We start from the raw sequence: 23153 nt of genomic DNA on the forward strand, positions 1-23153 counted from the left end.
CCGGGGCCGTGACGGCGCGCAGCCCTACAACGGGTCGGGCCGGACCGTGACGTTGCCCAGCGAACGGATCAACGCGACGGCGGTAATGGACCCTGCCGCCATGATGGACGCCAGCACCACCACCTGGAACCGGCCGGCTTCCAGGGGCGAGGCGCCGCCAAAGATGGCGCCCACGAATGCGCCGGGAAGCGTGACCAGTCCGGTGGTCTTGGTCTGGTCCGTGGCGGGGATCAGCGCCGAATGCACCGCCTGCCGGGCCTGGCTGAGGGTGGCCTGCCGGGGCGTCGCGCCCAGCGCCAGCCAGCCCTCCACCTGGTCCCACTGCTCCAGGACGGCCTCGACGAAGCGGCGGCCGGCCAGCGTGGCAATGGTCATGGAGTTGCCGATCACGATCCCGCCCACGGCCAGGGCGTAGCGCGGCGAAAATTCGATGGCCCCGGTGCCGAAGACGATTGCGACCGTCACCAGGATGCCGGCCGCCATGGTTGCGGCCACCACGGCGAACCGCCGCCAGGACCAGGTGAGCCGCCGCGTAGCCGTCACTGACGCCACGGAGAACATGACCAGCAGGGCCAGGCCGACCCAGACCGGGCTGGTGATCACCCCTCCCAGGACAAGGCTGATGATTGCAAGCTGCAGCACGCCGCGGACGATGGCCAGGGCGGGGGAGAGGTACGACGGCGTGCGCGAGCCCCAGAGGATGCCCACCGTGAGTGCCGCCAGGATGGCGATGGCCGCGAGGGTGGGGGCCAGTGCGGCAAGGTCGGGCATCTGCCCAGCTTACTGACCTGCGAACCTTCTGCTGGAAGCCCGGCAGCTGCCCGCAACACGACCGTGTGGCTGCTCCGCCGGGTGGAATAGCCTGTACCTGCGGGCGGCCGGCAGCCCGGGGAGTTGGTCCGGGTGGCCGGAGGGGATAAGACTGTGAACATGGCACGGGGAACGCTTCGCATCTTCCTGGGCGCGGCAACGGGAGCCGGCACAACATACTCCATGCTGCGCGAGGCGCACCGCCTTGCGGCGTGCGGCCGGGACGTGGCCGTCGGCATCGCCGCGGACCACGGCAGGACCGATACCGCGCTGCTCCTTGACGGGCTCGACGCCGTTGCCCCGCGCCCGGTGCCCGGCGCCGCGGGAGCAGCGGCCGCCGAGCTGGACGTGCCGGCAGTACTGGCCCGGCACCCGGAGGTGGCCGTCGTCGACGACTATGCGCACGTCAACGCCCCGGGAAGCCGGAACGGGCGCCGCTGGCAGGACATCGAAGAACTCCTGGCGGCCGGGACGGACGTGCTGACCACCCTTACCGTCCAGCACGTGGCGTCGCTGCGGGACGCCGTCGCGGCCATCACGGACCAGCCGAGCGGTGAAACCGTGCCGGACGCCGTGGTGCGGCGGGCAGAGCACATCGAGCTGGTGGATATCCCGCCCGAGCTGCTGCGCCAGCGCGTCGCCGACGGAAAGGTATTCCCCAAGGACGCCATAGATGCGGCCCTGGCCAACGAATTCCGCCTGGGCAACCTGATCGCCTTGCGCGAAATCGCCCTGATCTGGCTGGCCGACCGCGTGGACGAAGGATTGGCGACCTACCGGAAAAGCCAGGGCATCACCGCCACCTGGCCCGCACGCGAACGGGTGGTGGTTGGCCTGGACGGCGGCCCGGACGGGGAACTGCTCATCCGGCGGGCGTCCCGGATCCTGTCCAGGGTCCACGGCGGCGACCTGCTGGCCGTGCACGTGCGGCGGGGAGACGGCGGCACCGCCGAGTCCGGCCACGCACTGGACGCCCAGCAGCGCCTGGTCACGGACCTCGGCGGAACCTGGCACACGGTCTCGGGGGAGGACGCCGCCCAATCGCTCCTGGAGTTCGCCCGCAGCGTCAACGCCACGCAGATCGTCATCGGCGCCTCGACCGGAGGGCTGTGGAGCCGGCTGCTCGGTTCCGGAGCCGGCGCCAAAGTGGTGCGGGACTCCGGCGACATCGACGTCCACATCGTGTCCCGGCCGCAGGGCGGCGCCGGCCTGCCCAGGCCCGCCACCGCAGCACTGGGCCGGACGCGCACCACAGTCGGGTTTGTCCTCGCCGTCGTCCTTCCGGTCATCCTGACCGCTGCCCTGGCCGCCAGCCCGGACCTCAACCTCGCCACCCACGCGCTGGTGCACCTGACCGGCGTCATGGCCGTGGCCTTCATTGGCGGGTTGTGGCCGGCGGTGCTCGCGGCGGTCCTGGATTCGCTGCTGCTGAACTTCTTCGAGACCGAACCGGTGGGAACGTTCACCATCAAGGACCCGCAAAACGTGTTCGCACTGGCGGTGTTCCTGGCGGCGGCGGTGGCGGTCTCGCTGGTGGTTGGCCTGTCCGCCCGGCGGGCCCGGGAAGCTGCCCGGGCACGCGCCGAGGCAGCCACCCTGGCGGACCTGGCCCGCGACGCGTTGCTTGCCGATGACACCGTAGCCGCGTTCATGGCCAAGGTCCGGGAAACCTTCCAGGTCCGCTCCGCAGGGTTGTTCACCGTTGCCGGTGACGGCAGCGGTGCGTGGGAACTCCAGGCCTTCTCGGGTGCCGCGCCGCCGCCCGCCCCGGACGCCGCGGCCTTGACGGACAGCGTGGAACTGGCCGACGACCGGACGGCGCTGGTCCTCTCCGGGCGGACCCTGACCGCCGGCGACCGGCTCCTCCTCGCAGCCCACGGCGCCCACCTCCTGCTGCTGCGCCAGCGCCAGGCCCTGCAGCGAAGGCTGCAAAGCACCACCAAACTGGCGGAGGGCAACAGCGTCCGCACGTCCATCCTGCGGGCCGTCAGCCACGACCTGCGCACCCCGCTGGCCGGGATCAAGCTCGCCGTCACCGCCCTGCGCCGCCAAAGCCGCAGGCTGCCGGAGGAGGTGCAGGCCGAGATGCTCGCCACGATCGAGTCTTACACCGAGCGCCTGGACGCCCTGATCTCGAACCTCCTGGACATGTCCCGCATCTCCAGCGGCTCGGCGGCCCCGCTGACAGCGCCGGTCTCCTGGCGGGACGCGATCGAGGACGCGCTGCGCGGACTCCCGGCAGGCCGGATCCGGGTTGACCTTGCGCCTTCCATGCCGGCCGTGGACGCCGACCTGGGCATGCTGGAACGGGTCATCGCCAACATCGTGGAGAACGCGCTCAAATACGCGCCGGAGTCGGACGTGGTGATCGTGGGTGTGTCGGCCGGGACGCTGAGGACCGACGACGACGGCGGCGGGGTCGGCGAGTTGCGCATCGTCGATCACGGGCAGGGTGTGCCCGCTGCCGCGGCTGCCGCGATGTTCCAGCCGTTCCAGCGGCTCGATGATGCCCCGGAAGGGCTCGGCATCGGGCTTGGCCTGGCCGTCGCCAAGGGCTTCACGGAGGCCATGGGCGGAAGGCTGGTGGCCGAACCGACCCCCGGCGGCGGACTGACCATGATCATCAGGCTGCCGCTCTCCGCGGGAGCTGCCACCCCGGACCGCCGCCCCGCCGGGAGCACGCCATGAGGACCATCCTGATCGTCGATGACGAACCCCAGCTCCTGCGCGCCCTCCAGGTGAACCTGGAAGCGGAAGGCTACCGCGTGCTGACGGCGCTGGACGGTACGTCCGCCCTGCACCACGCGGAGGGCGGCCATCCGGATGTGATGGTGCTGGATCTCGGGTTGCCGGACATCAACGGCGTGGACGTCATCACCAGGGTCCGCCGGACCAGCAGCATGCCCATCATCGTGTTGTCCGCCCGGCACGGCTCCGTGGACAAGGTCCGGGCCCTGGACGCCGGCGCCGACGACTATGTGACCAAGCCGTTTGGCCTGGACGAACTCCTGGCGCGGCTGCGCGTGGCGGGGCGCCGGAGCGGGAACCCGGAAACGGTGGACAGCGGCCCGGCGATTGACGTGGGCGATTTCGAAGTGGACCTGGCCAACCGGAAAGTCACCCGTGCGGGAGACCCGGTCCGGCTCACGCCCCGCGAATGGGCCATCCTGGAACTGCTGGCCCGGAACCCCGGCCGGCTGATCACGCAGCAGCAGATGCTCCGGAAAGTCTGGGGCCCCGGCTACGAGAACGAAACCCACTACCTGCGCGTCTACATGGGCCAGCTGCGCCGCAAGCTTGAGGCCGACCCCGCCCGGCCCCGGCACCTGCTCACCGAGGCCGGCATGGGCTACCGCTTCGAACCGTGACCCGCCCCGCGAAGGCCCCCGACGGCGTCGTACATCACGCGTAAAGGAATCATTAAGAAAACCCCCTTTCCGACGCCAGCCAATTTTGCCGGTGCTAGCTTCGCAGTGATCGCGGTGCACAGGGCAGCGCGGAAAGGCAGTCATGACCACGTTAAGCAGGCCCCCGGCGGATCCTTCCGCGCTCCACCCGCATGGCAGGAAGGCGCTCAAGGACTGGCTGCTGTTTGGCCTGCAGGACAGCAAGGGCACCCACCAGGGCCCCGGCGGCGTTCCGACGCAGCACGAACGGAAGCACACGTGGTGGCAGGTCATGTGCCTGACCGGCGTGGACTACTTCTCCACCCTGGGGTACCAGCCGGCCATCGCCGCGCTGGCTGCCGGGGTCATCTCCCCGCTGGCCACCCTGGTGCTGGTGGCGGTGACCCTGCTGGGCGCGCTGCCGGTCTACCGCAGGGTTGCCGGTGAAAGCCCGCGCGGTGAAGGCTCCATCGCCATGCTTGAGCGGCTGCTGCCGCGCTGGGGCGGCAAGCTCCTGGTGCTGGTCCTGCTCGGGTTCGCCGCCACCGACTTCATGATCACCATGACCCTCTCGGCAGCCGACGCCACCGCGCACCTGGTCGGCAACCCGGTAGCTCCGGGGTGGCTGCAAAACCAGAACGTCCCCGTCACGCTCTTCCTGCTCGCGCTGCTGGCGGCGGTGTTCCTGCGCGGATTCAAGGAAGCAATCGGCGTCGCGGTGGTCCTGGTGGTCCTCTACCTGGGCCTGAACGCCGTGGTGGTGGTTGTCACCCTGGGACAGGTGATTTCCCATCCTGCGGCCATGGGGGATTGGTGGACCAACCTGTGGGTCTCCCACGGGAACCCCGTGATGGCGGTGGCCATCGCGCTGCTGGTGTTCCCTAAGCTGGCGCTGGGCCTGTCCGGCTTCGAGACGGGCGTTGCGGTGATGCCGCAGGTCCGGGGCGCGGCGGACGATACCGAAGAGAACCCGGCGGGCCGTATCCGCGGCGCCCGGCGCATGCTCACCACCGCCGCCGTGATCATGAGCGTGTTCCTGCTGACCACCAGCTTCATTACCGTGGTCCTGATCCCGGAGCAGGAATTCCAGCCCGGCGGCCAGGCTAACGGGCGCGCGCTGGCGTTCCTCGCACATGAATACCTTGGCGTCGGATTCGGCAGCGTCTACGACATCAGCACCATCGGCATCCTCTGGTTCGCCGGCGCCTCGGCCATGGCCGGCCTGCTGAACCTGGTTCCCCGGTACCTGCCGCGCTACGGCATGGCCCCCGGATGGGCCAAGGCGGTGCGCCCCCTGGTGCTCGTCTTTACCGTGATCGGCTTCGTGATCACCTTTATCTTCAACGCCGATGTCGACGCCCAGGGCGGCGCCTACGCCACCGGCGTCCTGGTGCTGATGACCTCCGCAGCCGTGGCCGTGACGTTGTCGGCGCGCCGCCGCGGGCAGCGGAACCTAACCTTCGGCTTCGGCGCGATTTCGGTGGTGTTCGCGTACACCACGGTGGCCAACATCTTCGAACGTCCCGAAGGCATCCGGATCGCCGCCATCTTCATTCTCGGCATCATCGTGATCTCCCTGCTGTCCAGGGTGCGGCGTTCCTTTGAGCTGCACGCCACCCGGGTGCACCTGGACCAGCAGGCCCTGGAGTTCATGTCCAGCACCCTGGACGGGCCCATCGCCATCATTGCCCATGAGCCGCTCCGGCTGTCAGCGGAGGCGTACCGGGACAAGCTGGAATCTGCGATCGAGGTCAGCCACCTGCCGCTGGCGGGGGACGCCCTGTTCCTCGAAGTCATTGTGGACGACTCCTCCGACTTCGAAACGGAGCTCCATGTCCGCGGCGTGAACCGCCACGGCTACCACGTCCTGGAAGTCCACGGGCCGGTGGTGCCCAACACCATCGCCTCCGTGCTCCTGCACATCAGGGACGTGACCGGGCTGATGCCGCACATCTACTTCCGCTGGACTGAGGGCAACCCCATCACCAACCTGGTGCGGTTCCTGTTCCTGGGCGAGGGCGAGATCGCGCCGGTGACCCGTGAGGTCCTGCGCGAGGCCGTTCCGGATGTCACCCAGCGCCCATGGGTCCACGTGGGCTGACCGGCGGGTCCGCCGGTGTCCCGTCCGTGCGCTTCGGCGCGGGACCGGGGCGCTCCGGTGCGGTGTGCCCCGGTGCCGCCACGTGCGCCACCGTGGCCGCAACCCTGGCGGCGTCCGCCAGGGTCAGCGGGACGTGCGCGCGGAAGGCGGCCTCGGCGTCGTCCTCCCAGACGCCCGCTGCCAGCACCACCACGTGCACCATGTCGCCGTAGGAGTCGTTGCAGGCCAGGATGTCGCCGGGAACTTTGCGGGCGTGCAGGCCCGACGGCGGCCACGGCTGGAAGATGACCCACCATTGCTCGCCGTCCTGGTCGGGGAAGAGGTAGCCGCTGGCCGGCTGCAGTGCACGCCCGTTCAGGGGCCGGCCACCGTAGCCCTCCACGGCCTCGGCTGCGGCGGCGAACTTGACCCTGCCACGGTCCTCCGGCGCCTCGTCCCACCGCATCTGCGCTCCCTGCCTCCCACCTGCTGCCTATGCCTCCATCAAAGGGCTGCACGGGCTCCGGCGGGGTGGACGGGGCCGTTTATTGACGGATTCTTTACACCCCGGCGCGGCCGACGCCCGGCCAGCGGGGCCGGGCCGGTCAACCATAATGGGACCCATGGACAGCCCCGTGACGATCCGCCCCATGCGCCCCGACGACTGGGACGCCGTGCACGCGATCTATGCCGCCGGCATCGCCACGGGGGAGGCGACCTTCGAGAGCGAACCGCCCACCTGGGAAGCGTTCGACGCCGGCCGGTTGCCTGAGCACCGGCTCATCGCCGAGGACGCGGGCCGGGTCTTGGGCTGGGCCGCCGTGTCCCGGGTTTCGTCACGGGAGGTGTACCGGGGCCTCGTGGAGCACTCCATCTACGTGGCGCCGCAGACGCACGGCCGGGGCGTGGGCCGGCTCCTGCTCGGAGCCCTGATCGATTCCACCGAGGCCGCGGGCATCTGGACCATCCAGTCCAGCATCTTCCCGGAGAACGCGGCCAGCCTGGTCCTGCACCAGCGGCTCGGGTTCCGCGTGGTGGGGACCCGGGAGCGGATAGCCCGGATCAGCAACGGGCCCAAGGCCGGGCACTGGCAGGACACGCTGCTCCTGGAACGCCGCAGCACCGTGGCCGGGACCGAATAGCTCCGGCTTTGCCTAGGGTCCAAGGGCCCTGTTTGGGTGTCCGGCGCGCACCCTAGCGTCAGGGGACACGTTTACCCGAGGACAGTACGGAGCCCATCATGCAGTTTCCCTCAGCCTGCCGCCGCAGTGCGGCCGCTTTCGCCGCCGTCACCGCCGTTATCCTCTCAGGGGCATCCACGCCGGCTTTCGCCGCCCAGGACCCCGTCAAGTACGTCAATCTCGGGGACTCCTTCTCGGCCGGCTGGGGCTCGCTGGCGCCAACTGCCGCCGTGAATCCGGCGTTCGGCAGCCCGGCCTGCTTGCACGGCGGCCCTGACGACGTGGCGCTGCTGGACCAGCTGCAATCGGTGGCCCTCACCGGCGACTATGCGTGTGCAGGCGCGACTGTCGGAGCAACCACTTCAGGTATCCCCACTATTGCCCAGCAGGCGGCAAAGGCGTCCCTTGATGGTGCGCTCAACAGCACCACAGGACTCGTTACCCTTACCGCCGGCGGCAACGACGTCAACTTCGGCCAGATCATCGCAGCGTGTGCTGCAGACACGTCGCCACAGGCTACCGGGTGCCAGGCAGCCGCAGCCTATGGAGTCCAGCTCGCAAACGGGGTCGACGTCGCCGGAACGGTCGGAACAATCCGCGGGTACGCGGCCAATGCCAAGATCGCCTGGCTCGGGTACCCCCGGCTCTTTGCGACGGCCGGAGAATCCACCACAGTCATCGCCGGCGGCGGTGTCATGTCCGCAGCGGCCGCCGCGGTGTTCGACAAGGGCACGGACCAGCTCAACGCCGTCCTCGCGGCCAAGGCACGGAGCGCCGGCGCGCAGTTCGTGGACGTCGCCACCAAATTCAACGGCCACGAAATCGGCTCCTCCGGCTCCTGGTTCAACCTGGGCCAGTACACGCAGTTCAACTTCCACCCCACCGCCGACGGATATTCAAAGGGCTACTACCCGGCCATGGTCAGCGCGATCAAGCCTGCCCAGCTCGTGAAGGGCTGACCCGTACCCTGGGCGGGGACACATTGGAACGCCGCAGCACCGTGGCCGGGACCGGATAGCTCCTACCGCGAGGGCAGGGTCAGGATCTCGGCGCCGTCGTCGGTAATGGCAATGGTGTGCTCCGTGTGGGCCGTCCGGCAGCCGGTGGCGCTGCGGAGGGTCCACCCGTCGTCGTCCGTGACCAGTTCCGCCGTGTCCGCCATGATCCATGGCTCCAGCGCCAGCAACAGTCCCGGCCGCAGCTTGAAGCCGCGGCCGGGCCGGCCCATGTTGGGCACGTGCGGGTCCTGGTGCATGGTGGAGCCGATGCCGTGGCCGCCGAACTGGGTGTTGATGGGGTACCCGGCGTCGGTGAGGACGCGGCCGATCGCGTAGGAGATGTCGCCGATCTTGGCGTTCGGCCCGGCGGCGGCGATGCCGGCGGCAAGCGCCCTCTCGGTCGCCTCGATCATCGCCACGCTCTCCGCCGGCCGTGATTCGCCCACGATGAAGCTGATGGCGGCGTCCGCTGCCACCCCGTCCTTGACGACGGCGAGGTCAAGGGTCAGCAGGTCGCCGTCGGCCAGGGCGTAGTCGTGGGGCAGCCCGTGCAGCACGGCGTCGTTGACCCCGGTGCAGATGTAGTGGCCGAACGGGCCGCGCCCGAAGGACGGCGCATAGTCCACGTAGCAGGATTCGGCCCCGGCCGCGGCGATCATCTCCTTGGTCCACCGGTCGATGTCCAGCAGGTTCGTGCCCACCGTGGCGCGGCTTTTCATGGCCTGCAGGATGTCAGCCACCAGGGCGCCGGTGACGCGTGCGCGGGCCACTTCGGCGGGGTTGAGGATCTCGATCATGGGGCGCCCTTCATCTGCGGCCGGCTAGCTCTAGGGGCCATCCTATTTGCCCAGCCGCCGCGGGCTGCAAGGGGACGGCCCGGACCTGCGGGATTATTGCGGCGATTGCCAAAGACATAGATGAGTGTAAATATTTACGTATGTCTATGTCTTTGGAGCTGACCGCGGTCCAGGCCGCAGCCTGCTGCGCCCCGCTGGCGCGCCAGCCGCTGTCCGAGTCCGAGGCCGAAGGGATCGCGCCGCTGCTGAAGGCCCTGGCGGATCCGGTCCGGCTCCGGCTGATGTCCATGGTGGCCTCGCACCAAGGCGGCGAGGCCTGCGTCTGCGACCTCAACGATGCCTTCGACCTCTCCCAGCCCACCATCAGCCACCACCTGAAGATCCTGCACGAGGCAGGCCTGCTGGACCGGGAAAAGCGCGGTGTCTGGGTCTACTACCGGGCCCGCACCGAGGCCCTGCAGAACCTGGCAGCCTTGATCGGCGGGCAGGCCGCGTGACCGTCATGCTCCGCCGGGCTGCGGCGGAATTCATCGGTACGGCATTCCTGGTCATGGCCGTGGTCGGCTCCGGAGTGATGGCCTCCAGGCTGTCCCCGGACGACGTCGGCCTGCAGCTTTTGCAGAACAGCCTCGCCACGGGTGCCGCGCTGGTGGCGCTGATCGTGGCACTGCAGCCCGTGTCGGCGTCGTTCAATCCCGTGGTGACCCTGGTGGAACGGGCGCTGGGAATGATCGACACCCCCACCGCGGCAGGCCTGGTTGCGGGGCAGGTCCTGGGCGGGCTGGCCGGCACGGTGGCCGCAAACCTCATGTTCGGGCTGGACGCCGTCACCTGGTCCACGCACCAGCGCACCGGCGCCCCGCTCTGGCTGGGCGAGGTCATCGCCACCGTGGGCCTGCTGTTGGTCATCTTCGGAACGGTCCGCTCAGGCCGGTCAGACCGGGTGGCGTTCGCCGTGGGCGGGTACATCACCGCCGCGTACTGGTTCACCAGCTCCACCAGTTTTGCCAACCCAGCGGTGACCATCGCCCGCACCGTCACGGACACCTTTGCCGGCATCGCACCGTCGTCGGCCCCTGCCTTCATCCTGGCGCAGCTCCTCGGCGGCGCCGCCGGATTCGTCCTGGTCCGCTTCCTCTACCCCTCCCTCCCCGCCGCTTCCACCGCTCCGGCGGCCGACCGAAAGGTGCTCTCATGAGCCACAAACCCTCCGTCCTGTTCGTCTGCGTCCACAACGCCGGCCGCTCCCAGATGGCCGCCGCGTACCTGACCACCCTCTCCCAGGGCGCCATCGAGGTCCGCTCCGCCGGGTCCCAGCCTGCGGAGAAGGTCAATCCGGCCGCCGTCCAGGCCATGGCCGAGGTGGGCATCGACATGTCAGCCGAGATCCCCAAGGTCCTCACCACGGAAGCGGTGCAGGACTCGGACGTGGTGATCACCATGGGCTGCGGCGACGAATGCCCCTACTTCCCGGGCAAGCGCTACGAGGACTGGGTCCTGGAGGATCCGGCGGGCAAGGGCGTGGACTCGGTCCGGCCCATCCGCGACGAGATCAAGACCCGTGTGGAGGCCCTGATCGCTTCCCTGACCCCGGCGCAGGGCTGACCGGTGGGCAGCGTGGCATCCGTTGAATCGCTGCCCGTGGCCGTGATCGGCGCCGGGCCCGTGGGCCTCGCCGCGGCCGCCCACCTGCTCGAACGCGGGCTGGAACCCCTTGTCCTGGAAGCCGGCCCCACCGTGGGTTCGGCCATCCGGAAATGGGGGCACATCCGGTTGTTCTCCACGTGGAAATACAACCTGGACCCGGCCTCGGTGCGGCTCCTCGAACGCAGCGGCTGGGAAGCGCCCCGGCCCACCGCGCTGCCCTATGGTTCGCAGATCGTCTCCGACTACCTCGAACCCCTGGCCGCCACACCGGAACTGAAGGGCCGGATCAGGACCGGCGCCCGCGTTCTGGCCGTGACCCGGCTGGGCATGGACAAGGGCCGCAGCCTGGGCCGGGATGAGGCGCCGTTCCTGCTGCGGATAGAGCACGACGGCGGAGAGGTCACCGAGCTCCTTGCACGCGCCGTCATCGACGCGTCCGGGACATGGACCACGCCCGCGCCGCTGGGATCCTCCGGGTTGCCGGCCCTGGGCGAGCCGGAGGCCCGTGCCGCCGGGCCGGTCACCGGGCCGCTGCCCGACGTCACCGCCGGCGGTTTCGCCGGGCGCCGCACCCTGGTGGTCGGCGCCGGACATTCCGCCGCGAACATGGTGCTTGACCTCGCCCGCGTGGCCCGCGCCAACCCCGGAACCGAGGTCCTGTGGGCCATCCGCGGTGCCTCTCCGGAGCGCGCCTACGGCGGCGGGAACGCCGACGAACTGCCTGCCCGCGGCCAGCTGGGCACCCGGCTCCGCACCGCCGTCGACACCGGAGCCGTCCAGCTCCTTACGGGCTTCCACACGGCATCCCTCGAAACCCGCGGCAACACGCTCACCGTGCACGCCGCGGACGGCCGCAGCGTGACGGTGGACCGGGTGATTCCCGCCACCGGGTTCCGCCCGGACCTGTCCATCCTGTCGGAACTCCGGCTGGACCTGGACCCGGCGGTGGAGGCACCCAAGGCTTTGGGCCCACTGATCGATCCGGACTTCCACAGCTGCGGCACCGTCCCCGCCCACGGGGCCAGGATCCTCGCCCAGCCGGAAAAGGACTTCTACCTTGCCGGCATGAAATCGTACGGGCGGGCGCCCACGTTCCTCATGGCCACCGGCTATGAGCAGGTCCGGTCCGTTGCGGCAGCGCTGGCCGGGGACACCCAAGCAGCGGACGCCGTGGAACTTGAGCTCCCGGAAACCGGGGTTTGCTCCACCAGCCTCCCGGCCGACGCCGCCGGGGACGCGTGCTGTGGCAGCCCGGTGCCGGTGACGATCGGATTCGCCACCGGGGTCGAGCACGGCCGCAGCGGCGAATCCGCGCGCGTATAGCGGCCCTATGGGCTCAGTCGGTGATGTCTGTGCTGGTGCTCAACTCCCGCCACTGGTCCAGTTCGGCCCGCTGGGCGTCCGCCACCATGCCGAACGCACCGACGGCGTCCGTGCCCAGGACCAGCAGGCCCGGCGGGGTGGCGGATTCGACGACGGCGATGATCGCCCGGGCGGCCTTGTCCGGATCGCCGGGCTGGTTGCCGTGGCTCGTGTCGCTTTCCTTGCGGCGCTTGCCGGCGGTCTCGGCGTAGTCGCCGATGGGCGTCGCCGACTGGGTCAGCGAGCGGCCCGCGAAGTCGGTGCGGAAGCCGCCGGGCTCTATGGCGGTGACGTTGATGCCCAGGGGTTTGAGCTCGTTGCGGAGCGATCCGGACATGCCCTCCAGCGCCGCCTTGGTGGCCGCGTAATAGCCGGAGCCGGCCGGGGTGATCCGGGCGCCGATGGAGGAGACGTTGAGGATGGACCCTCCCTTGGTGGCGCGCATGCCCGGCAGCACCGCCTTGATCATGTCCACCGCACCGAAGAAGTTGGTGTCGAACAGTTGGCGGATGTCGGCGTCGTCGGCTTCTTCCACGGCGGCGCGGTAGCCGTAGCCGGCGTTGTTGACCAGGACGTCGATGTTGCCGAACTTTTCCTCCGCCTGCCTGACCGCGGCATTGATCTGCGCCTTGTCCGTGACGTCCAGGGGGAGTGCCAGCGCGGTGTCCGGGAAGCCTGCGGTGATGTCCTGCAGCGTCTCCACCTTGCGTGCGGTGACGACGGCGTTGTGCCCGGACGCGAGCACGGCTTCCGCCAGTGCCCGGCCAAGTCCGGTGGAGCAGCCTGTGATGAGCCACGTTGCCATGGGTTGTCCTTTCATAGGGTGTGGAGAGTAAGGCGGGGCCCGGCAGCTAAGCCGCGTGCCGTCGTCGTGCGTGTGTTGTCAGTTCGTGGGCGCCGTAGCTGTTGTCGTCCGGGTTGACGGTCACGCCCGGGGCCACCAGTTGGTCGATGCGGTCCAGCACTTCCGGCGCCAGCTTCGCGTCGGCGGCCGGGAGGTAGGACTCCAGCTGTTCCATGGTGCGCGGGCCCACGATCGCGGAGGTGACGCCGGGGTGGTTGATGACGAACGCGATGGCCAGCTCAATGAGCGTGACGCCCGCCCATTCGGCCACCTGCGCCAGCTCTTCGACGATGTCCAGCTTGCGCTGGTTGGCCGGCTGGGACATGTCGAACCGGGCGCTGGGGCGGGCAGCGGAGGTGGGTGAGGACGCGGAGTCCTTCCGCCACCGCCCGGAGAGCCAGCCGCCGGCGAGCGGGCTGTAGGTGAGGGTGCCCATCCCGTGCCGCTGCACGGTGGGCAGGACGTCCTCCTCGATCCCGCGGGTCAGGATGGAGTACGGCGGCTGCTCGGTGACGAACCGTTCAAGGTTCCGTTCCCGGGAAGCCCACTGCGCCTCCACTATCTGCGAACCGGAGTAGGAGGACGAGCCGAGGTAGCGCACCTTGCCCTGGCGGACCAGGTCGGTGAGGGCGCCCAGGGTTTCCTCCACATCGGTGTCCGGGCTGGGCCGGTGCACCTGGTAGAGGTCGATGTAGTCGGTGTTCAACCGGCGCAGCGAGTCTTCCACGGCGCGCATGATCCAGCGGCGGGAGCCGCCGCGCCGGTTGGGGTCTTTTTCGTCCATTGGCATGAAGAACTTGGTGGCCAGGAAGACGTCGTCGCGGCGGCCTGCCAGGGCCTTGCCCACGATTTCCTCTGACACGCCGCCCGAATAGACGTCTGCGGTGTCGACAAAATTGATGCCGGCGTCCAGGGCGCGGTGGATGATGCGGGTGGCGTCGTCGGTGTCGTTGTTGCCCCAGGGGCCGAACATCATCGCGCCGAGGCACAGGGGGCTGACCTGCACGCCGGTGCGGCCAAGCGGGCGGTATTCCATCTGGTTCCTTCTCTCTCAGGCTTGGGGGTTGCTTAGGCCTCGGGGATCACCATGGCGAACCGCTCGGGGCGGGCCACGTCCGGGTCCGGGCCGCTGCGGACGCCGGTATCCAGGGCATCAATGGCAGCCAGGTCCGCCGCGGACAGCTCGAAGCCGAACACGTCGAAGTTCTCGGCGATGCGGGCCGGGTTGGTGGACTTGGGGATGGCGGAGCGGCCCTGCTGCAGGTGCCAGCGCAGCATCACCTGGGCGGGAGTCTTGCCGTGGGCCTTCGCGACGGCGGCGACCGCCGGGTCACGCATGACGTTCTTCCGGTTCTCGCCCCAGCCGGGGTAGAAGGTGATGCCGCCGATCGGCGACCACGCCTGGGTGAGGATGCCGTGCTCTGCGTCTGCGGCCTGGACGTTGCGCTGGGCAAAGTAGGGGTGCAGTTCGATCTGGTTGACGGCCGGGACCACGTCCGTTGCCTCATGCAGTTGCTTCAGGTGGTGCGGCATGAAGTTGCTGACGCCGATGGCCCGCACGCGCCCGTCCGCCAGCAGGGTTTCCAGCGCCTTGTACGCGGCCACCGTCTTCTCGAACCGGTCCGGTGCGGGCTGGTGCAGGATGAGCAGGTCCAGTTGCTCCACGCCCAGCTTTCCCACCGCTTTGTCCCACGCGTGCAGTGACTCGTCGTAGCCGTAGTCGCTGACCCAGACCTTGGTTTCGATGAACACGTCGCCACGGTCCAGGCCGGAGCGGCGGATGCCTTCGCCCACTTCCCGCTCGTTGCCGTAGGCGGCGGCTGTGTCGATGTGCCGGTAGCCCACCTCGAGCGCTGTCTGGACGGCCGCCGTCGTCTCTTCCGGGGGACTTTGGAAGACGCCGAGGCCGAGAGCGGGCATGGTGACGCCGTTGTTGAGCTTGAGTTCCATAACCATTCCTTCACGGTATTGGGATGCGGAGGTTTGTGGGAGGGCTTGACAGTCCCTCCCTCGCGGCGGCGGCCGGGCGTAGCGTGGGTGCCATGACCAACAGCGACGACGTGCGCAAGTTCCTGACTTCCCGCCGGGCCAGGCTCACGCCGGACGAAGCCGGGCTGCCTGCGTATGGCGGCAACCGGCGTGTGAAGGGCCTGCGCCGGGAAGAGGTGGCCATGCTCGCCGGGATGAGCATCGATTACTACATCCGGCTGGAGCGGGGAAACCTGTCCAGTGCCTCGGACAGCGTGCTGGAGGCGCTGGCCCGGGCTTTGCAGTTGGACGACGCCGAGACGGCCCACCTGTTCGACCTGGCCCGGGCGTCCACGGCTGCTCCGCGGGTGCGGCGCAAGCGGAGCCCGCTGACGGTGCGGCCCAGCGTGCAGAGGGTCATTGACGCGATTACCACCGCGCCTGCCTGGGTCCGCAACGACCGCGGCGACGTCCTGGCGTCCAACGAGCTGGGCCGGGCCCTGTACCTGGAAATGATGACCGACGGCGGCACCCCGCCCAACAGTGCACGGTTCACGTTCCTGAGCCCGAAGGCGCGGGAGTTCTTCGCCGACTGGGAACGCGCCGCGGACGACATTGTTGCCGTCCTGCGGTCCACGGCCGGGAAGAACCCGTACGACAAAGACCTGTCCGACCTGATCGGGGAGCTCGCCACCCGCAGCGAGGAGTTCCGCACCCGGTGGGCCCGGCACGACGTGAAGTACCACCGCACCGGCCGCAAACGGCTCCACCACTCCATCGTTGGGGACCTGGACCTGACCTACGAGGCGCTGGAGCTTCCCGCCGACCCCGGGCTGCGGATCAACGTCTACACGGCCGAACCGGGCTCGCCGTCCGAGGACGCCCTCAAGGTCTTGGCCAGCTGGGCCGCCACGCAGGAGGAACCGGCCCAGGCATCGGTCACGGAAACCAGCTGACTTTCCGGTGGCGCTGCCCGCTATTTGCCGCCGAGCTCAGCCTGCAAGGGGTAAGTGTTGCTGTCCAGGATCACTTGGGTGCACACGCCCGTTTCCGGATTGAGGACCAGCGGAGCCGCCAGGTTGACGGTGGGCTTTCCTTGGCCCGGGTTCACCACCAGCAACGTGGTGCTCTGGCCCGCTGCCCGGGCGCCGGCCGGAAGGGCGGGGGCATAGTCCGGCACGTACACGGCGGCGTCGGCCAGGAACAACCGCACCGCGGCGGCCTCGGCCTCCAGGGCGAAGAGGCCATGGGCGCCGTCCACACCGCGCAGCGTGAAACCATCCAGCCCCTCGAGGCCAGGCATGGGGGCAGTGAAGGCCACCGGCATGGAGGATACGGCGGTCACCGCAGGAAGTCCATCAGCGTCGGCTGCAACACCTTGGCCGTGACGGCCAAAGCTACTTGGTAGTTGGATTCCTGCAGTTTCAAACCAAGCACCACCTGTCCGATGTCCGCGTCTTCGATGGCGGACCGCTGTGTTTCCAGCGTAGCCTTCAGCCCCGAGAGCCTGTCCTGCGCGGTCACCAGCTGTGCCTGCCGGGTACCCACCTCGGCGCGGCCGTTGATCACACTGTTCAGGCGCGCGTCCACGGCGCCGAGCTGCGGGGACGGGTCTGCGCCGGATCGGATGGCTGCGGCGACGCCGCTGACCAGGGCGAAAACGGAGCCTGCGCCGTTCCCGAAGATCGCGCCGCCGTCGGCATCCACCCGGACTTTCTGCCCGGCGTCGACGCGCCGCTCCACTGAACTGGCGGGCACCCCGTTGAACACGGGCGGATTCCCGCTGAAGGCGGCCGCGGAATCGGAGCTGCCGGCGAAGACGTTCCGGCCCAGGTACTTGGTGTTGGCGGCGGCCAGCAGGTCCTTGCCCAGCCCGTCGAGCTCCGCGGCGATCGCATCCTTGGCCGGCTGGTTGAGGGATCCGTTGGCGGCCTGCAGGGTGAGGTCGCGGACCTTGTTCAGGATGTTGGTGGCCTGGCCCAGGGCTGCGTCCGCCGTGTCCAGCCAGCCGTTGCCGTCGTTGATGTTGCCGGCGTACTGGTCGGCGGCGCGGAGCTGGGCGCGCGTTGCCATGGCATTTGCCAGCGCAGCGGGATCGTCCGACGGCCTGGTGATGTTCTGCAGGGTGCCGGCCTTCTGCTGCAGCGTGGCGAGCCGGGACTGACCGGCCTGGAGGTTCCGCTGCGCGGCCGCAGCCATCGACTGGTTGGTGACACGGTTCAACATGGGCTACCTTCCCACCAGTCCGGTGTGGTTGATCAGGACATCGAGGGCTTCGTCGACGGCGGTCATCACCCTGGCGGCCGCCTGGTAGGCGTGCTGGTTGCTGAGCAGGCTGATGTTTTCCTCATCCAGGCTGACGGCCGCCCCGGAATCGCGCTGCCCCGCAGCGGAAACACTCGCCGCCGTGGCCAGTTGTTCGTGTTGCTGGGCTGAGCGGGACAGCGCGCCAATACCGGTGACGACGGCGGTCCAGGCCTTGTCCGGGGAGTCCGCCCCCGCACCGAGCTGGGCCAGGGCATCGGCCGTGCCGCCGTCCAGCGCGCCGGCACCGGCCGCCCCGGTGGCGATTCCAGAGGCGTCCGCGGGGACCACCCGCAGCGTGAGCGCCGCCGAGCCCGTGGGGGCCGCGGTGAAGAAGTCCAGCTGGCCGGCACCGGTGGTGGACTGGCCGGCGCGGTGGACAGTGTTGACGTCGGTCATCAGTTTGGTGGCGAAGGCGTCGTAGGAGGCGCCCGCCTCCGCGATGGGTCCGCCGGACCCGCCGGCCGCCGGGGCAAGGAGGGTGATGGCACCTGCGAGCTTCCCGCCGTCGGGCCCTACGGGGTGGCCCGGACGGTCAGCCCACTCAAGCTTTACCGCGGCGCCCGGGCCGGCCATGCTTGCCTGGCCGGACAGTGCCAGGAGGCGGGTGGACGTACCCGACACCAAGGCGTTGCCGCCCACCAGGACATCGGCGGTGCCGTCGGCGTTGTCCCGGACGGTGCCGCCAGCCAGGGAGGCGATGGTCTCGATGGCCTTGTTGCGGGCGTCGACAAGCTCGTTCGCGGAGCCGCCGCCGGCCAGGACCTGGCGGATGCGGGCGTTGTAGCCGGCTACCTGCGCCGCGGCGTCGTTGACGGTTTTCACGTTGCCGTCCGCCTCGGCCCGGACCCGCGTCCATTGCGCATCCAGCGACCGGTAGCCGGCGGAGACGGTGCCGGCGAGGGAGGAGGCCGCCTGCAGCAGCACGGCGGTGGGGGCGGCCCCGCCCGGGTGGTTGGAGACTCCCTGCCAGGCCGCCCAAAAGCCCTGCAACGCCGCGGTAATTCCGTGTTCGCCGGGTTCCTGGAGGCTGTCCTCGATGCGCTGCAGCTCCCCGGAGCGGACACTGGCGTATCCGGCCTGGGCTGCGCTGGACCGGACGCCGGCGTCCAGGAAGCTGTTGCCCAGGCGGGCGATGGCGTCCACGGAGACGCCTTGTCCGGGCTGGAGCAAGCCCGTTGCCAGGCCGGTGGGTGCCGGGGCGCCGATGGCCGACTGTTCAAGCCGCTGCCGCGTGTAGCCTTCCGTGGTGGCGTTGGCGATGTTCTGGCCCGCCACGTTGATGCCCTGCCGGGCCGCGGTGAGGCCCAGGTAGGCCGTGTTCAGTCCGCCGAATGTGCTCACTGCTGTCCTTTGCTGGTGCGGGTGTGCCGGTCAGATTTTTTGGTCGAACAAGTGCGACGCCTCGGTTTGCCCGGCACGGCCCTGGGAGTCGTACGTTCCGGCGGCCGGCTGGAGGTTGGCTGCTGTTTCCTGGGTGGAGCGCACCGCTGCGCGCAGGAATTGTTCGTTGGAGTCGCGAAGTTCCTGGATGGCGGCGGTCTGCCGCTGCATGGCCGTCAGGTGCGCGGTGAGGATTCCCGCCCACGCTTCGTCCGGGGCGGCGGACGCCAGTTCCGCCAACGAGGAATCCTCGGAAAGACCCCAGTCAGCGGCGACGGCAGATGCCTCCAGGGCGCGTGCCAGTCCTGCCTTGGACAGGCGCTCAAGGACCTGCTCCACCTCCCGCGTGCCGTGCGGGAGCCACCGTGACTTGCCGGCGGTAAGCAGCAGCTGCTCCTCCTCCAGCTTGAACGTCAGGAGGTCCAGGAGCTCGCGTTCGCGCCACAGCAGTGCCGAAAGTTCGTGGATGGCCATGGCTGGTCAGCTCCAGGTTCGTTGGGTTGGCGTCGTGTCATGGGAAAGCTATCGGCCGGCGGAGTGGGTGCGTTAGGAGCAGCCGGGGGAGGAGTGCCCGGAAGGGATTGCCAAAAACTTCCCGGCCGTTTTTCCTAACCGGGGTTGCCGCTGCTCCGATAGCTGGTTGTGAGGGCCCACGGATGGGCCTTCGACACAACGTCCCACATCACGGAGGAAACACCATGGGAATGCAGATCAACACCAACCTGGCTGCGAACAACGCGTACCGCAACCTCAACAACACCCAGAACGACCTGTCCAAGTCGCTGGAGAAGCTGTCCAGCGGCCTGCGCATCAACCGCGCTTCGGACGATGCGGCTGGCCTGGCTCTCTCAGAAGGACTGCGCTCGCAGGTCGGCGGCCTGACCGTGGCGGCGCGAAATGCGCAGGATGGAATCGGAGTCGTCCAAACCGCTGAAGGCGGGCTCAACGAAGTTCACTCGATCCTGCAGCGCATGCGTGATCTCGCCGTTCAGGCTGGCAACGACTCGAACAACACTGATTCACGCGCTGCTATCACCACCGAAGCTACGGCTCTTACCTCTGAGCTCACGCGCATTGCCGGCTCGACCGACTTCAACGGCGCAAAGCTGTTGAATGGTACGGCGGGCTCGGCATCGGACGGAAAGATGAGCTTCCAAGTTGGCGCCAACACTGGCGACCAGATCGTGGTCGATTTGGCGTCGGCGAACGTATCGAACGTCGTCACTGCGATGGGCACTTTGGACTTCTCAACCGCCACGGGTGCAGCGTCGGCCATTGGGTCCATTGATACGGCCATCAAGTCTGTGTCATCGGCCCGATCCGAGCTCGGTGCTGTTCAGAACCGCTTTGAGCACACGATCAAGAACATCAATGTCTCGAAGGAAAACCTGTCGGCGTCCGAGTCCCGCATCCGCGACACCGACATGGCGGAGGAAATGGTGAAGTACACCAAGAACAACATCCTCTCCCAGGCAGGCACCGCCATGCTGGCCCAGGCGAACCAGTCCAGCCAGGGTGTCCTGCAGCTCCTGCGCTAGTCCGCTCCGGGCCACCGTCCGGTAGCAATGTTGTACCGGTGAGGGCCGGGCGGAGTGATCCTCCGCCCGGCCCTCACCTGCAGCGCCTCCCTTGTCCCAGCCACCCACCCACAGCACCCAGGAGCAGCAGCGATGGGCATATCCCTCGACGGACTGGCCAGCGGCCTGGATACCACCGCCCTGATCAGCTCCCTCATGCAGGTCGAAGCGATCCCGCAAACCCAGTTGAAGAACAAATCGGCTGACATCCAGTCGATGGTTTCCGCGCTCCAAGGGCTCAACTCCAAGGTGGCCGCCCTGGCCACGCAGGCCTCCGCCGCCGCCAAACCCGGCGCGTTGAACCTGAACACAGCCACCAGCAGCAGCGACAAAGTCACGGCCACCGGCACCGCTGCAGCGGCAGCCGGGTCCATCGACTTCACCGTGACCAGGCTGGCCCAGACCCAAGTCAGCGTCTCGGATGCCCTGACGGCCTGGCCGCAAACCACCCTGACCATCACCCAAGGCGGCAAGGCCGTGGATATCACCGCGGCTTCCACGTCCTTGGATGATGTGGTGACCGCCGTCAATGCTGCCGGCGCCGGAGTCAGCGCCGCCAAAGTCGCCGTAGGCGGCGGCCAGTACCGCCTGCAGTTCACTTCCACCACCCCCGGCCAGACCGGTGCGTTCACCGTGACCAACTCCGGTGCCGCTGTTTCCGATGCCAAAGCCGCCCAGGACGCCGAGATCCAGCTCTGGTCCGGGCTGGCAACCCCGCAGTCCATCACCTCCGCCACCAATACCTTCACCGACCTGCTGCCCGGAGTGTCGGTGACGGTCAAGGAAGCATCGGCAACCCCGGTTACCGTCACCGTGGCACGCGACGACGCCCAAATCGGCAAACTGGCCTCCGACCTGGTGTCAGGACTGAATGGCGTCCTGGCCTTCGTTTCCGCCAGGAGCGCCGTCAGTACCTCGGGCACCACCACCAGCGCAGGCATCTTCACCGGCGACAGCACGGTCCGGGACGTGAGCCAGAACCTCCTGTCCGCAGCCTCCATGCCCGTGGGCATCCCGCCGCGCTCGCCCTCTGAAATCGGCATCAGCATCACCAAAGCCGGCACCATGGAGTTCGACCAGGACAAGTTCGCAGCAGCCCTGGCCGCAGACCCCGCCGGAGTGCAGGCCAAGGTCCAGGAACTGGCCGGACGCCTCGCGGCAGCGGCCACCACGGCGTCGGACAAATATGACGGCACCCTGACCACCAGGATTTCGGGACAGCAGTCCACGGTCCGGGACCTGGCGGACCAAATCAGCGACTGGGACACCCGGCTTGAGGACCGCAAGCAGACCCTCCAGCGCACCTACTCCGCCCTTGAAGTGGCCCTCAGCGGCATGAAGGCGCAGTCATCCTGGCTGTCCTCCCAACTTGCCGGCCTCTCCACCTCCTCAGGAAGCTCCTCATCATGACCTCCACCCCTTTCGGCGGCTACGGCAACGCGGCCCAGCGCAATCAGTACCTGGCCGAGTCGGTGCTTTCGGCGCCACCGGCCCGGCTGCTCACCATGCTGTATGACCGGCTGCTGGTGGACCTGGCCCGCGCCGAAGCGGACCAGGAAGCAGGCAATTGGGCCATGGCATCGGTCCACCTGCTGCACGCCCAGGCCATCCTGACCGAACTTTCCTCCTCGCTGAAAGTCGAGGCGTGGGACGGAGCCGGCAGCCTCCTGGGAATCTACAACTACGCCTCCACCGCCCTCATCAACGCCAACATCCAGCGCGACCCCGCACTGACCAAGGAAGCGATCAGCCTGCTGGAACCCCTCCGTCAGACCTGGCACGAAGCTGCCGCGATGGTGCCGGCGGCCACCCCCGTCCCGGCAGCCAATGCGGCCGCGACTGTGGCGGCCCCCGCCGCTATCCGGGGGACCAGGGAGTCTTTGTTCCCTACTGGCAACGGGATGCTCGGCGTTGGCTGAAAGCCCGACGACGGACCCCGCCGCGGAAGCGGACGCCGCCTTGGCACGCTGGACGGCAGTGCTGGACTCCCTGGAGCGGACCGCGGATGCGGCCGGTGCCCTGATCCACCAGCACACCCGGGGTATCCCCGGCACATCCCCAAGGCCGGTGAGGGCCCAGCAGCTCCAGCGGACCCAGCCGAACCAGCAGGCCAAGCTGCCGCCGCTCGCCGCGCTCCCGGACCCTGCGGCGGCTGCGGTCCGCGCGCGGGCGGTGGCGCTTGCCGCCCGGCAGGAAGCCCTGATCCGCCAGCTTGAGGAGGCTCGGGCGGATGTGGCGCGGCAGTTGCAGGCGGTGTCCTCCATCCCTGGTATCGGGGCGCCGGCGGCCGCCGTCTACCTGGACGTCACGGGCTGACGTACCCGCATGACCGGGCAGGCAGGACGGGCTGGAAAACTGGGCGGGTTTTCCTCCTAACGCCCCGCTGACCTGTGCCGATAACTCCTGACAGAGCACGGATCGCTCGATGCCACGGCCACGGATCGGCCTCTGAAACACCACCAGGCAGGTTTGTCGTGCTCGAATCCGTGACCTCCGCGGCGCTCTCCAGCGCCTTGGACGGCCTGGCGCTGCGCCAGCGCACCATCGCCAACAACATCGCGAACATCAACACGCCCAACTACCAGGCCAAGCGCGTCTCCTTCGAGGAGGCGCTCGCCGCCTCGGTGCGCAACGGCAACGGGCAGGCGGCGCCTTCTGTCGAGGCGTCACTGGAGCCAACGCAGCTCAACGGAAACAACGTCAACCTGGATACCGAAACCCTCTCCAACATCGACACCGTGCTGCGCTACCAGTTCGCCTCCCGGGCAGTTAACGGCGAGTTCACGGCCCTCCGCGCGGCGATGAGGACCAATTGA

The 23153-nt window shown here is 68.9% G+C and carries 25 protein-coding genes; 15 read left to right on the forward strand and 10 right to left on the reverse strand.

Annotated elements, in window-relative coordinates; translation table 11 throughout:
- Nucleotides 1-24 precede the first annotated feature (24 nt).
- On the reverse strand, nt 25-771 hold the full coding sequence (locus DC347_RS10040) for an ABC transporter permease (protein ID WP_109045272.1): 747 nt from the start codon (nt 769-771) through the stop codon (nt 25-27).
- Between the two features lie 159 nt (nt 772-930).
- Between DC347_RS10040 and DC347_RS10045 the strand changes: the two genes are divergently transcribed.
- From DC347_RS10045 to DC347_RS10055, 3 genes are all read left to right on the forward strand, one after another.
- Nucleotides 931-3498, forward strand: coding sequence for a DUF4118 domain-containing protein (locus tag DC347_RS10045; protein WP_109045384.1), 2568 nt, complete (start codon nt 931-933; stop codon nt 3496-3498).
- On the forward strand, nt 3495-4178 hold the full coding sequence (locus tag DC347_RS10050; RefSeq protein ID WP_109045273.1) for a response regulator: 684 nt from the start codon (nt 3495-3497) through the stop codon (nt 4176-4178). The genes DC347_RS10045 and DC347_RS10050 overlap by 4 nt, the downstream gene beginning before the upstream one ends.
- Nucleotides 4179-4320: 142 nt before the next feature.
- The gene (locus DC347_RS10055) at nt 4321-6297 is read left to right on the forward strand and encodes an amino acid transporter (RefSeq protein WP_109045274.1); all 1977 of its coding nucleotides are present in this window, start codon (nt 4321-4323) and stop codon (nt 6295-6297) included.
- On the opposite strand, the gene DC347_RS10060 is transcribed toward DC347_RS10055, so the two are convergent.
- Complete coding sequence (locus DC347_RS10060; RefSeq protein WP_109045275.1) at nt 6266-6742, reverse strand: hypothetical protein; 477 nt, start codon at nt 6740-6742, stop codon at nt 6266-6268. The two genes, DC347_RS10055 and DC347_RS10060, sit on opposite strands and share 32 nt — an antisense overlap.
- Before the next feature lie 157 nt (nt 6743-6899).
- Here DC347_RS10060 and DC347_RS10065 point away from each other — a divergent pair, with 157 nt between their 5' ends.
- The gene (locus tag DC347_RS10065) at nt 6900-7418 is read left to right on the forward strand and encodes a GNAT family N-acetyltransferase (RefSeq protein WP_109045276.1); all 519 of its coding nucleotides are present in this window, start codon (nt 6900-6902) and stop codon (nt 7416-7418) included.
- A gap of 98 nt (nt 7419-7516) precedes the next feature.
- Nucleotides 7517-8416: an SGNH/GDSL hydrolase family protein gene (locus tag DC347_RS10070; RefSeq protein ID WP_109045277.1), complete on the forward strand. Its 900-nt coding sequence runs from the start codon at nt 7517-7519 to the stop codon at nt 8414-8416.
- Nucleotides 8417-8478: 62 nt separating this feature from the next.
- Here DC347_RS10070 and map read toward each other — a convergent pair whose 3' ends face one another.
- Nucleotides 8479-9252 carry a type I methionyl aminopeptidase gene (map, locus tag DC347_RS10075; protein WP_109045278.1) on the reverse strand — a complete coding sequence of 258 codons (774 nt, stop codon included), beginning with the start codon at nt 9250-9252 and terminating at the stop codon, nt 8479-8481.
- A 146-nt stretch (nt 9253-9398) separates the two neighbouring features.
- Between map and DC347_RS10080 the strand changes: the two genes are divergently transcribed.
- The 4 genes from DC347_RS10080 to DC347_RS10095 are packed head-to-tail and all read left to right on the forward strand — an operon-like array spanning nt 9399 to nt 12222.
- Nucleotides 9399-9749 (forward strand): metalloregulator ArsR/SmtB family transcription factor, encoded by a 351-nt coding sequence (locus DC347_RS10080; RefSeq protein ID WP_109045279.1) that lies wholly within the window; start codon nt 9399-9401, stop codon nt 9747-9749.
- Nucleotides 9746-10450, forward strand: coding sequence for an aquaporin (locus DC347_RS10085; RefSeq protein WP_109045280.1), 705 nt, complete (start codon nt 9746-9748; stop codon nt 10448-10450). The genes DC347_RS10080 and DC347_RS10085 overlap by 4 nt, the downstream gene beginning before the upstream one ends.
- Nucleotides 10447-10857 (forward strand): arsenate reductase ArsC, encoded by a 411-nt coding sequence (locus DC347_RS10090; RefSeq protein WP_018761657.1) that lies wholly within the window; start codon nt 10447-10449, stop codon nt 10855-10857. Before DC347_RS10085 ends, DC347_RS10090 begins: the two co-directional genes overlap by 4 nt.
- Before the next feature lie 12 nt (nt 10858-10869).
- A complete protein-coding gene (locus DC347_RS10095; protein WP_165838008.1) occupies nt 10870-12222 on the forward strand; it encodes an FAD-dependent oxidoreductase in 1353 nt (450 codons plus the stop codon).
- Nucleotides 12223-12235: 13 nt separating this feature from the next.
- Here the strand turns inward: DC347_RS10095 and DC347_RS10100 are convergent, their stop codons facing one another.
- Genes DC347_RS10100 through DC347_RS10110 form a run of 3 tightly spaced genes read right to left on the reverse strand, consistent with a single transcriptional unit; the run spans nt 12236 to nt 15055 of the window.
- Nucleotides 12236-13066: an oxidoreductase gene (locus tag DC347_RS10100; RefSeq protein ID WP_018761655.1), complete on the reverse strand. Its 831-nt coding sequence runs from the start codon at nt 13064-13066 to the stop codon at nt 12236-12238.
- A 46-nt stretch (nt 13067-13112) separates the two neighbouring features.
- Nucleotides 13113-14141 carry an aldo/keto reductase gene (locus DC347_RS10105; protein ID WP_109045282.1) on the reverse strand — a complete coding sequence of 343 codons (1029 nt, stop codon included), beginning with the start codon at nt 14139-14141 and terminating at the stop codon, nt 13113-13115.
- Between the two features lie 32 nt (nt 14142-14173).
- On the reverse strand, nt 14174-15055 hold the full coding sequence (locus DC347_RS10110) for an aldo/keto reductase (protein WP_109045283.1): 882 nt from the start codon (nt 15053-15055) through the stop codon (nt 14174-14176).
- Between the two features lie 92 nt (nt 15056-15147).
- Between DC347_RS10110 and DC347_RS10115 the strand changes: the two genes are divergently transcribed.
- Nucleotides 15148-16029 carry a helix-turn-helix transcriptional regulator gene (locus DC347_RS10115; RefSeq protein WP_109045385.1) on the forward strand — a complete coding sequence of 294 codons (882 nt, stop codon included), beginning with the start codon at nt 15148-15150 and terminating at the stop codon, nt 16027-16029.
- Nucleotides 16030-16049: 20 nt separating this feature from the next.
- Here DC347_RS10115 and DC347_RS10120 read toward each other — a convergent pair whose 3' ends face one another.
- The 4 genes from DC347_RS10120 to DC347_RS10135 are packed head-to-tail and all read right to left on the reverse strand — an operon-like array spanning nt 16050 to nt 19234.
- The gene (locus DC347_RS10120) at nt 16050-16418 is read right to left on the reverse strand and encodes a flagellar assembly protein FliW (RefSeq protein ID WP_109045284.1); all 369 of its coding nucleotides are present in this window, start codon (nt 16416-16418) and stop codon (nt 16050-16052) included.
- A complete protein-coding gene (gene flgL, locus DC347_RS10125) occupies nt 16415-17299 on the reverse strand; it encodes a flagellar hook-associated protein FlgL (RefSeq protein ID WP_109045285.1) in 885 nt (294 codons plus the stop codon). The genes DC347_RS10120 and flgL overlap by 4 nt, the downstream gene beginning before the upstream one ends.
- 3 nt (nt 17300-17302) lie before the next feature.
- Entirely contained in the window at nt 17303-18721 is a 1419-nt protein-coding gene (flgK, locus tag DC347_RS10130; protein ID WP_109045286.1) for a flagellar hook-associated protein FlgK, read from the reverse strand.
- 30 nt (nt 18722-18751) lie between these two features.
- Complete coding sequence (locus DC347_RS10135) at nt 18752-19234, reverse strand: flagellar protein FlgN (RefSeq protein WP_109045287.1); 483 nt, start codon at nt 19232-19234, stop codon at nt 18752-18754.
- Nucleotides 19235-19458: 224 nt separating this feature from the next.
- On the opposite strand from DC347_RS10135, the gene DC347_RS10140 reads away from it, so the two are divergent.
- The 5 genes from DC347_RS10140 (at nt 19459) to DC347_RS10160 (ending at nt 23153) form a co-directional block, all read left to right on the forward strand.
- The gene (locus tag DC347_RS10140; protein ID WP_206073911.1) at nt 19459-20298 is read left to right on the forward strand and encodes a flagellin; all 840 of its coding nucleotides are present in this window, start codon (nt 19459-19461) and stop codon (nt 20296-20298) included.
- Nucleotides 20299-20430: 132 nt separating this feature from the next.
- Complete coding sequence (gene fliD, locus DC347_RS10145) at nt 20431-21747, forward strand: flagellar filament capping protein FliD (RefSeq protein WP_109045288.1); 1317 nt, start codon at nt 20431-20433, stop codon at nt 21745-21747.
- Complete coding sequence (gene fliS, locus DC347_RS10150; RefSeq protein WP_109045289.1) at nt 21744-22256, forward strand: flagellar export chaperone FliS; 513 nt, start codon at nt 21744-21746, stop codon at nt 22254-22256. The genes fliD and fliS overlap by 4 nt, the downstream gene beginning before the upstream one ends.
- On the forward strand, nt 22249-22653 hold the full coding sequence (locus tag DC347_RS21645) for a hypothetical protein (RefSeq protein WP_165838009.1): 405 nt from the start codon (nt 22249-22251) through the stop codon (nt 22651-22653). The genes fliS and DC347_RS21645 overlap by 8 nt, the downstream gene beginning before the upstream one ends.
- Nucleotides 22654-22811: 158 nt before the next feature.
- Entirely contained in the window at nt 22812-23153 is a 342-nt protein-coding gene (locus DC347_RS10160; protein ID WP_109045290.1) for a flagellar basal body protein, read from the forward strand.

It is taken from the genome of Pseudarthrobacter sp. AG30 (assembly GCF_003116525.1).
Lineage (GTDB): Bacteria > Actinomycetota > Actinomycetes > Actinomycetales > Micrococcaceae > Arthrobacter.

Excerpts from the sequence above, each read along its gene's own strand:
- DC347_RS10115 (WP_109045385.1), top strand. The coding sequence starts at position 15,148 with ATGACCAACAGCGACGACGTGCGCAAGTTCCTGACTTCCCGCCGGGCC.
- DC347_RS10065 (WP_109045276.1), top strand. The coding sequence starts at position 6,900 with ATGGACAGCCCCGTGACGATCCGCCCCATGCGCCCCGACGACTGGGAC.
- DC347_RS10135 (WP_109045287.1), bottom strand. The coding sequence starts at position 19,234 with ATGGCCATCCACGAACTTTCGGCACTGCTGTGGCGCGAACGCGAGCTC.
- DC347_RS10140 (WP_206073911.1), top strand. The coding sequence starts at position 19,459 with ATGGGAATGCAGATCAACACCAACCTGGCTGCGAACAACGCGTACCGC.
- DC347_RS10055 (WP_109045274.1), top strand. The coding sequence starts at position 4,321 with ATGACCACGTTAAGCAGGCCCCCGGCGGATCCTTCCGCGCTCCACCCG.
- DC347_RS10080 (WP_109045279.1), top strand. The coding sequence starts at position 9,399 with ATGTCTTTGGAGCTGACCGCGGTCCAGGCCGCAGCCTGCTGCGCCCCG.
- DC347_RS10040 (WP_109045272.1), bottom strand. The coding sequence starts at position 771 with ATGCCCGACCTTGCCGCACTGGCCCCCACCCTCGCGGCCATCGCCATC.
- fliD (WP_109045288.1), top strand. The coding sequence starts at position 20,431 with ATGGGCATATCCCTCGACGGACTGGCCAGCGGCCTGGATACCACCGCC.
- DC347_RS10105 (WP_109045282.1), bottom strand. The coding sequence starts at position 14,141 with ATGGAATACCGCCCGCTTGGCCGCACCGGCGTGCAGGTCAGCCCCCTG.
- DC347_RS10045 (WP_109045384.1), top strand. The coding sequence starts at position 931 with ATGGCACGGGGAACGCTTCGCATCTTCCTGGGCGCGGCAACGGGAGCC.
- DC347_RS10110 (WP_109045283.1), bottom strand. The coding sequence starts at position 15,055 with ATGGAACTCAAGCTCAACAACGGCGTCACCATGCCCGCTCTCGGCCTC.
- map (WP_109045278.1), bottom strand. The coding sequence starts at position 9,252 with ATGATCGAGATCCTCAACCCCGCCGAAGTGGCCCGCGCACGCGTCACC.
- DC347_RS10090 (WP_018761657.1), top strand. The coding sequence starts at position 10,447 with ATGAGCCACAAACCCTCCGTCCTGTTCGTCTGCGTCCACAACGCCGGC.
- DC347_RS10050 (WP_109045273.1), top strand. The coding sequence starts at position 3,495 with ATGAGGACCATCCTGATCGTCGATGACGAACCCCAGCTCCTGCGCGCC.
- DC347_RS10100 (WP_018761655.1), bottom strand. The coding sequence starts at position 13,066 with ATGGCAACGTGGCTCATCACAGGCTGCTCCACCGGACTTGGCCGGGCA.
- DC347_RS10070 (WP_109045277.1), top strand. The coding sequence starts at position 7,517 with ATGCAGTTTCCCTCAGCCTGCCGCCGCAGTGCGGCCGCTTTCGCCGCC.
- DC347_RS10060 (WP_109045275.1), bottom strand. The coding sequence starts at position 6,742 with ATGCGGTGGGACGAGGCGCCGGAGGACCGTGGCAGGGTCAAGTTCGCC.
- flgL (WP_109045285.1), bottom strand. The coding sequence starts at position 17,299 with ATGTTGAACCGTGTCACCAACCAGTCGATGGCTGCGGCCGCGCAGCGG.
- fliS (WP_109045289.1), top strand. The coding sequence starts at position 21,744 with ATGACCTCCACCCCTTTCGGCGGCTACGGCAACGCGGCCCAGCGCAAT.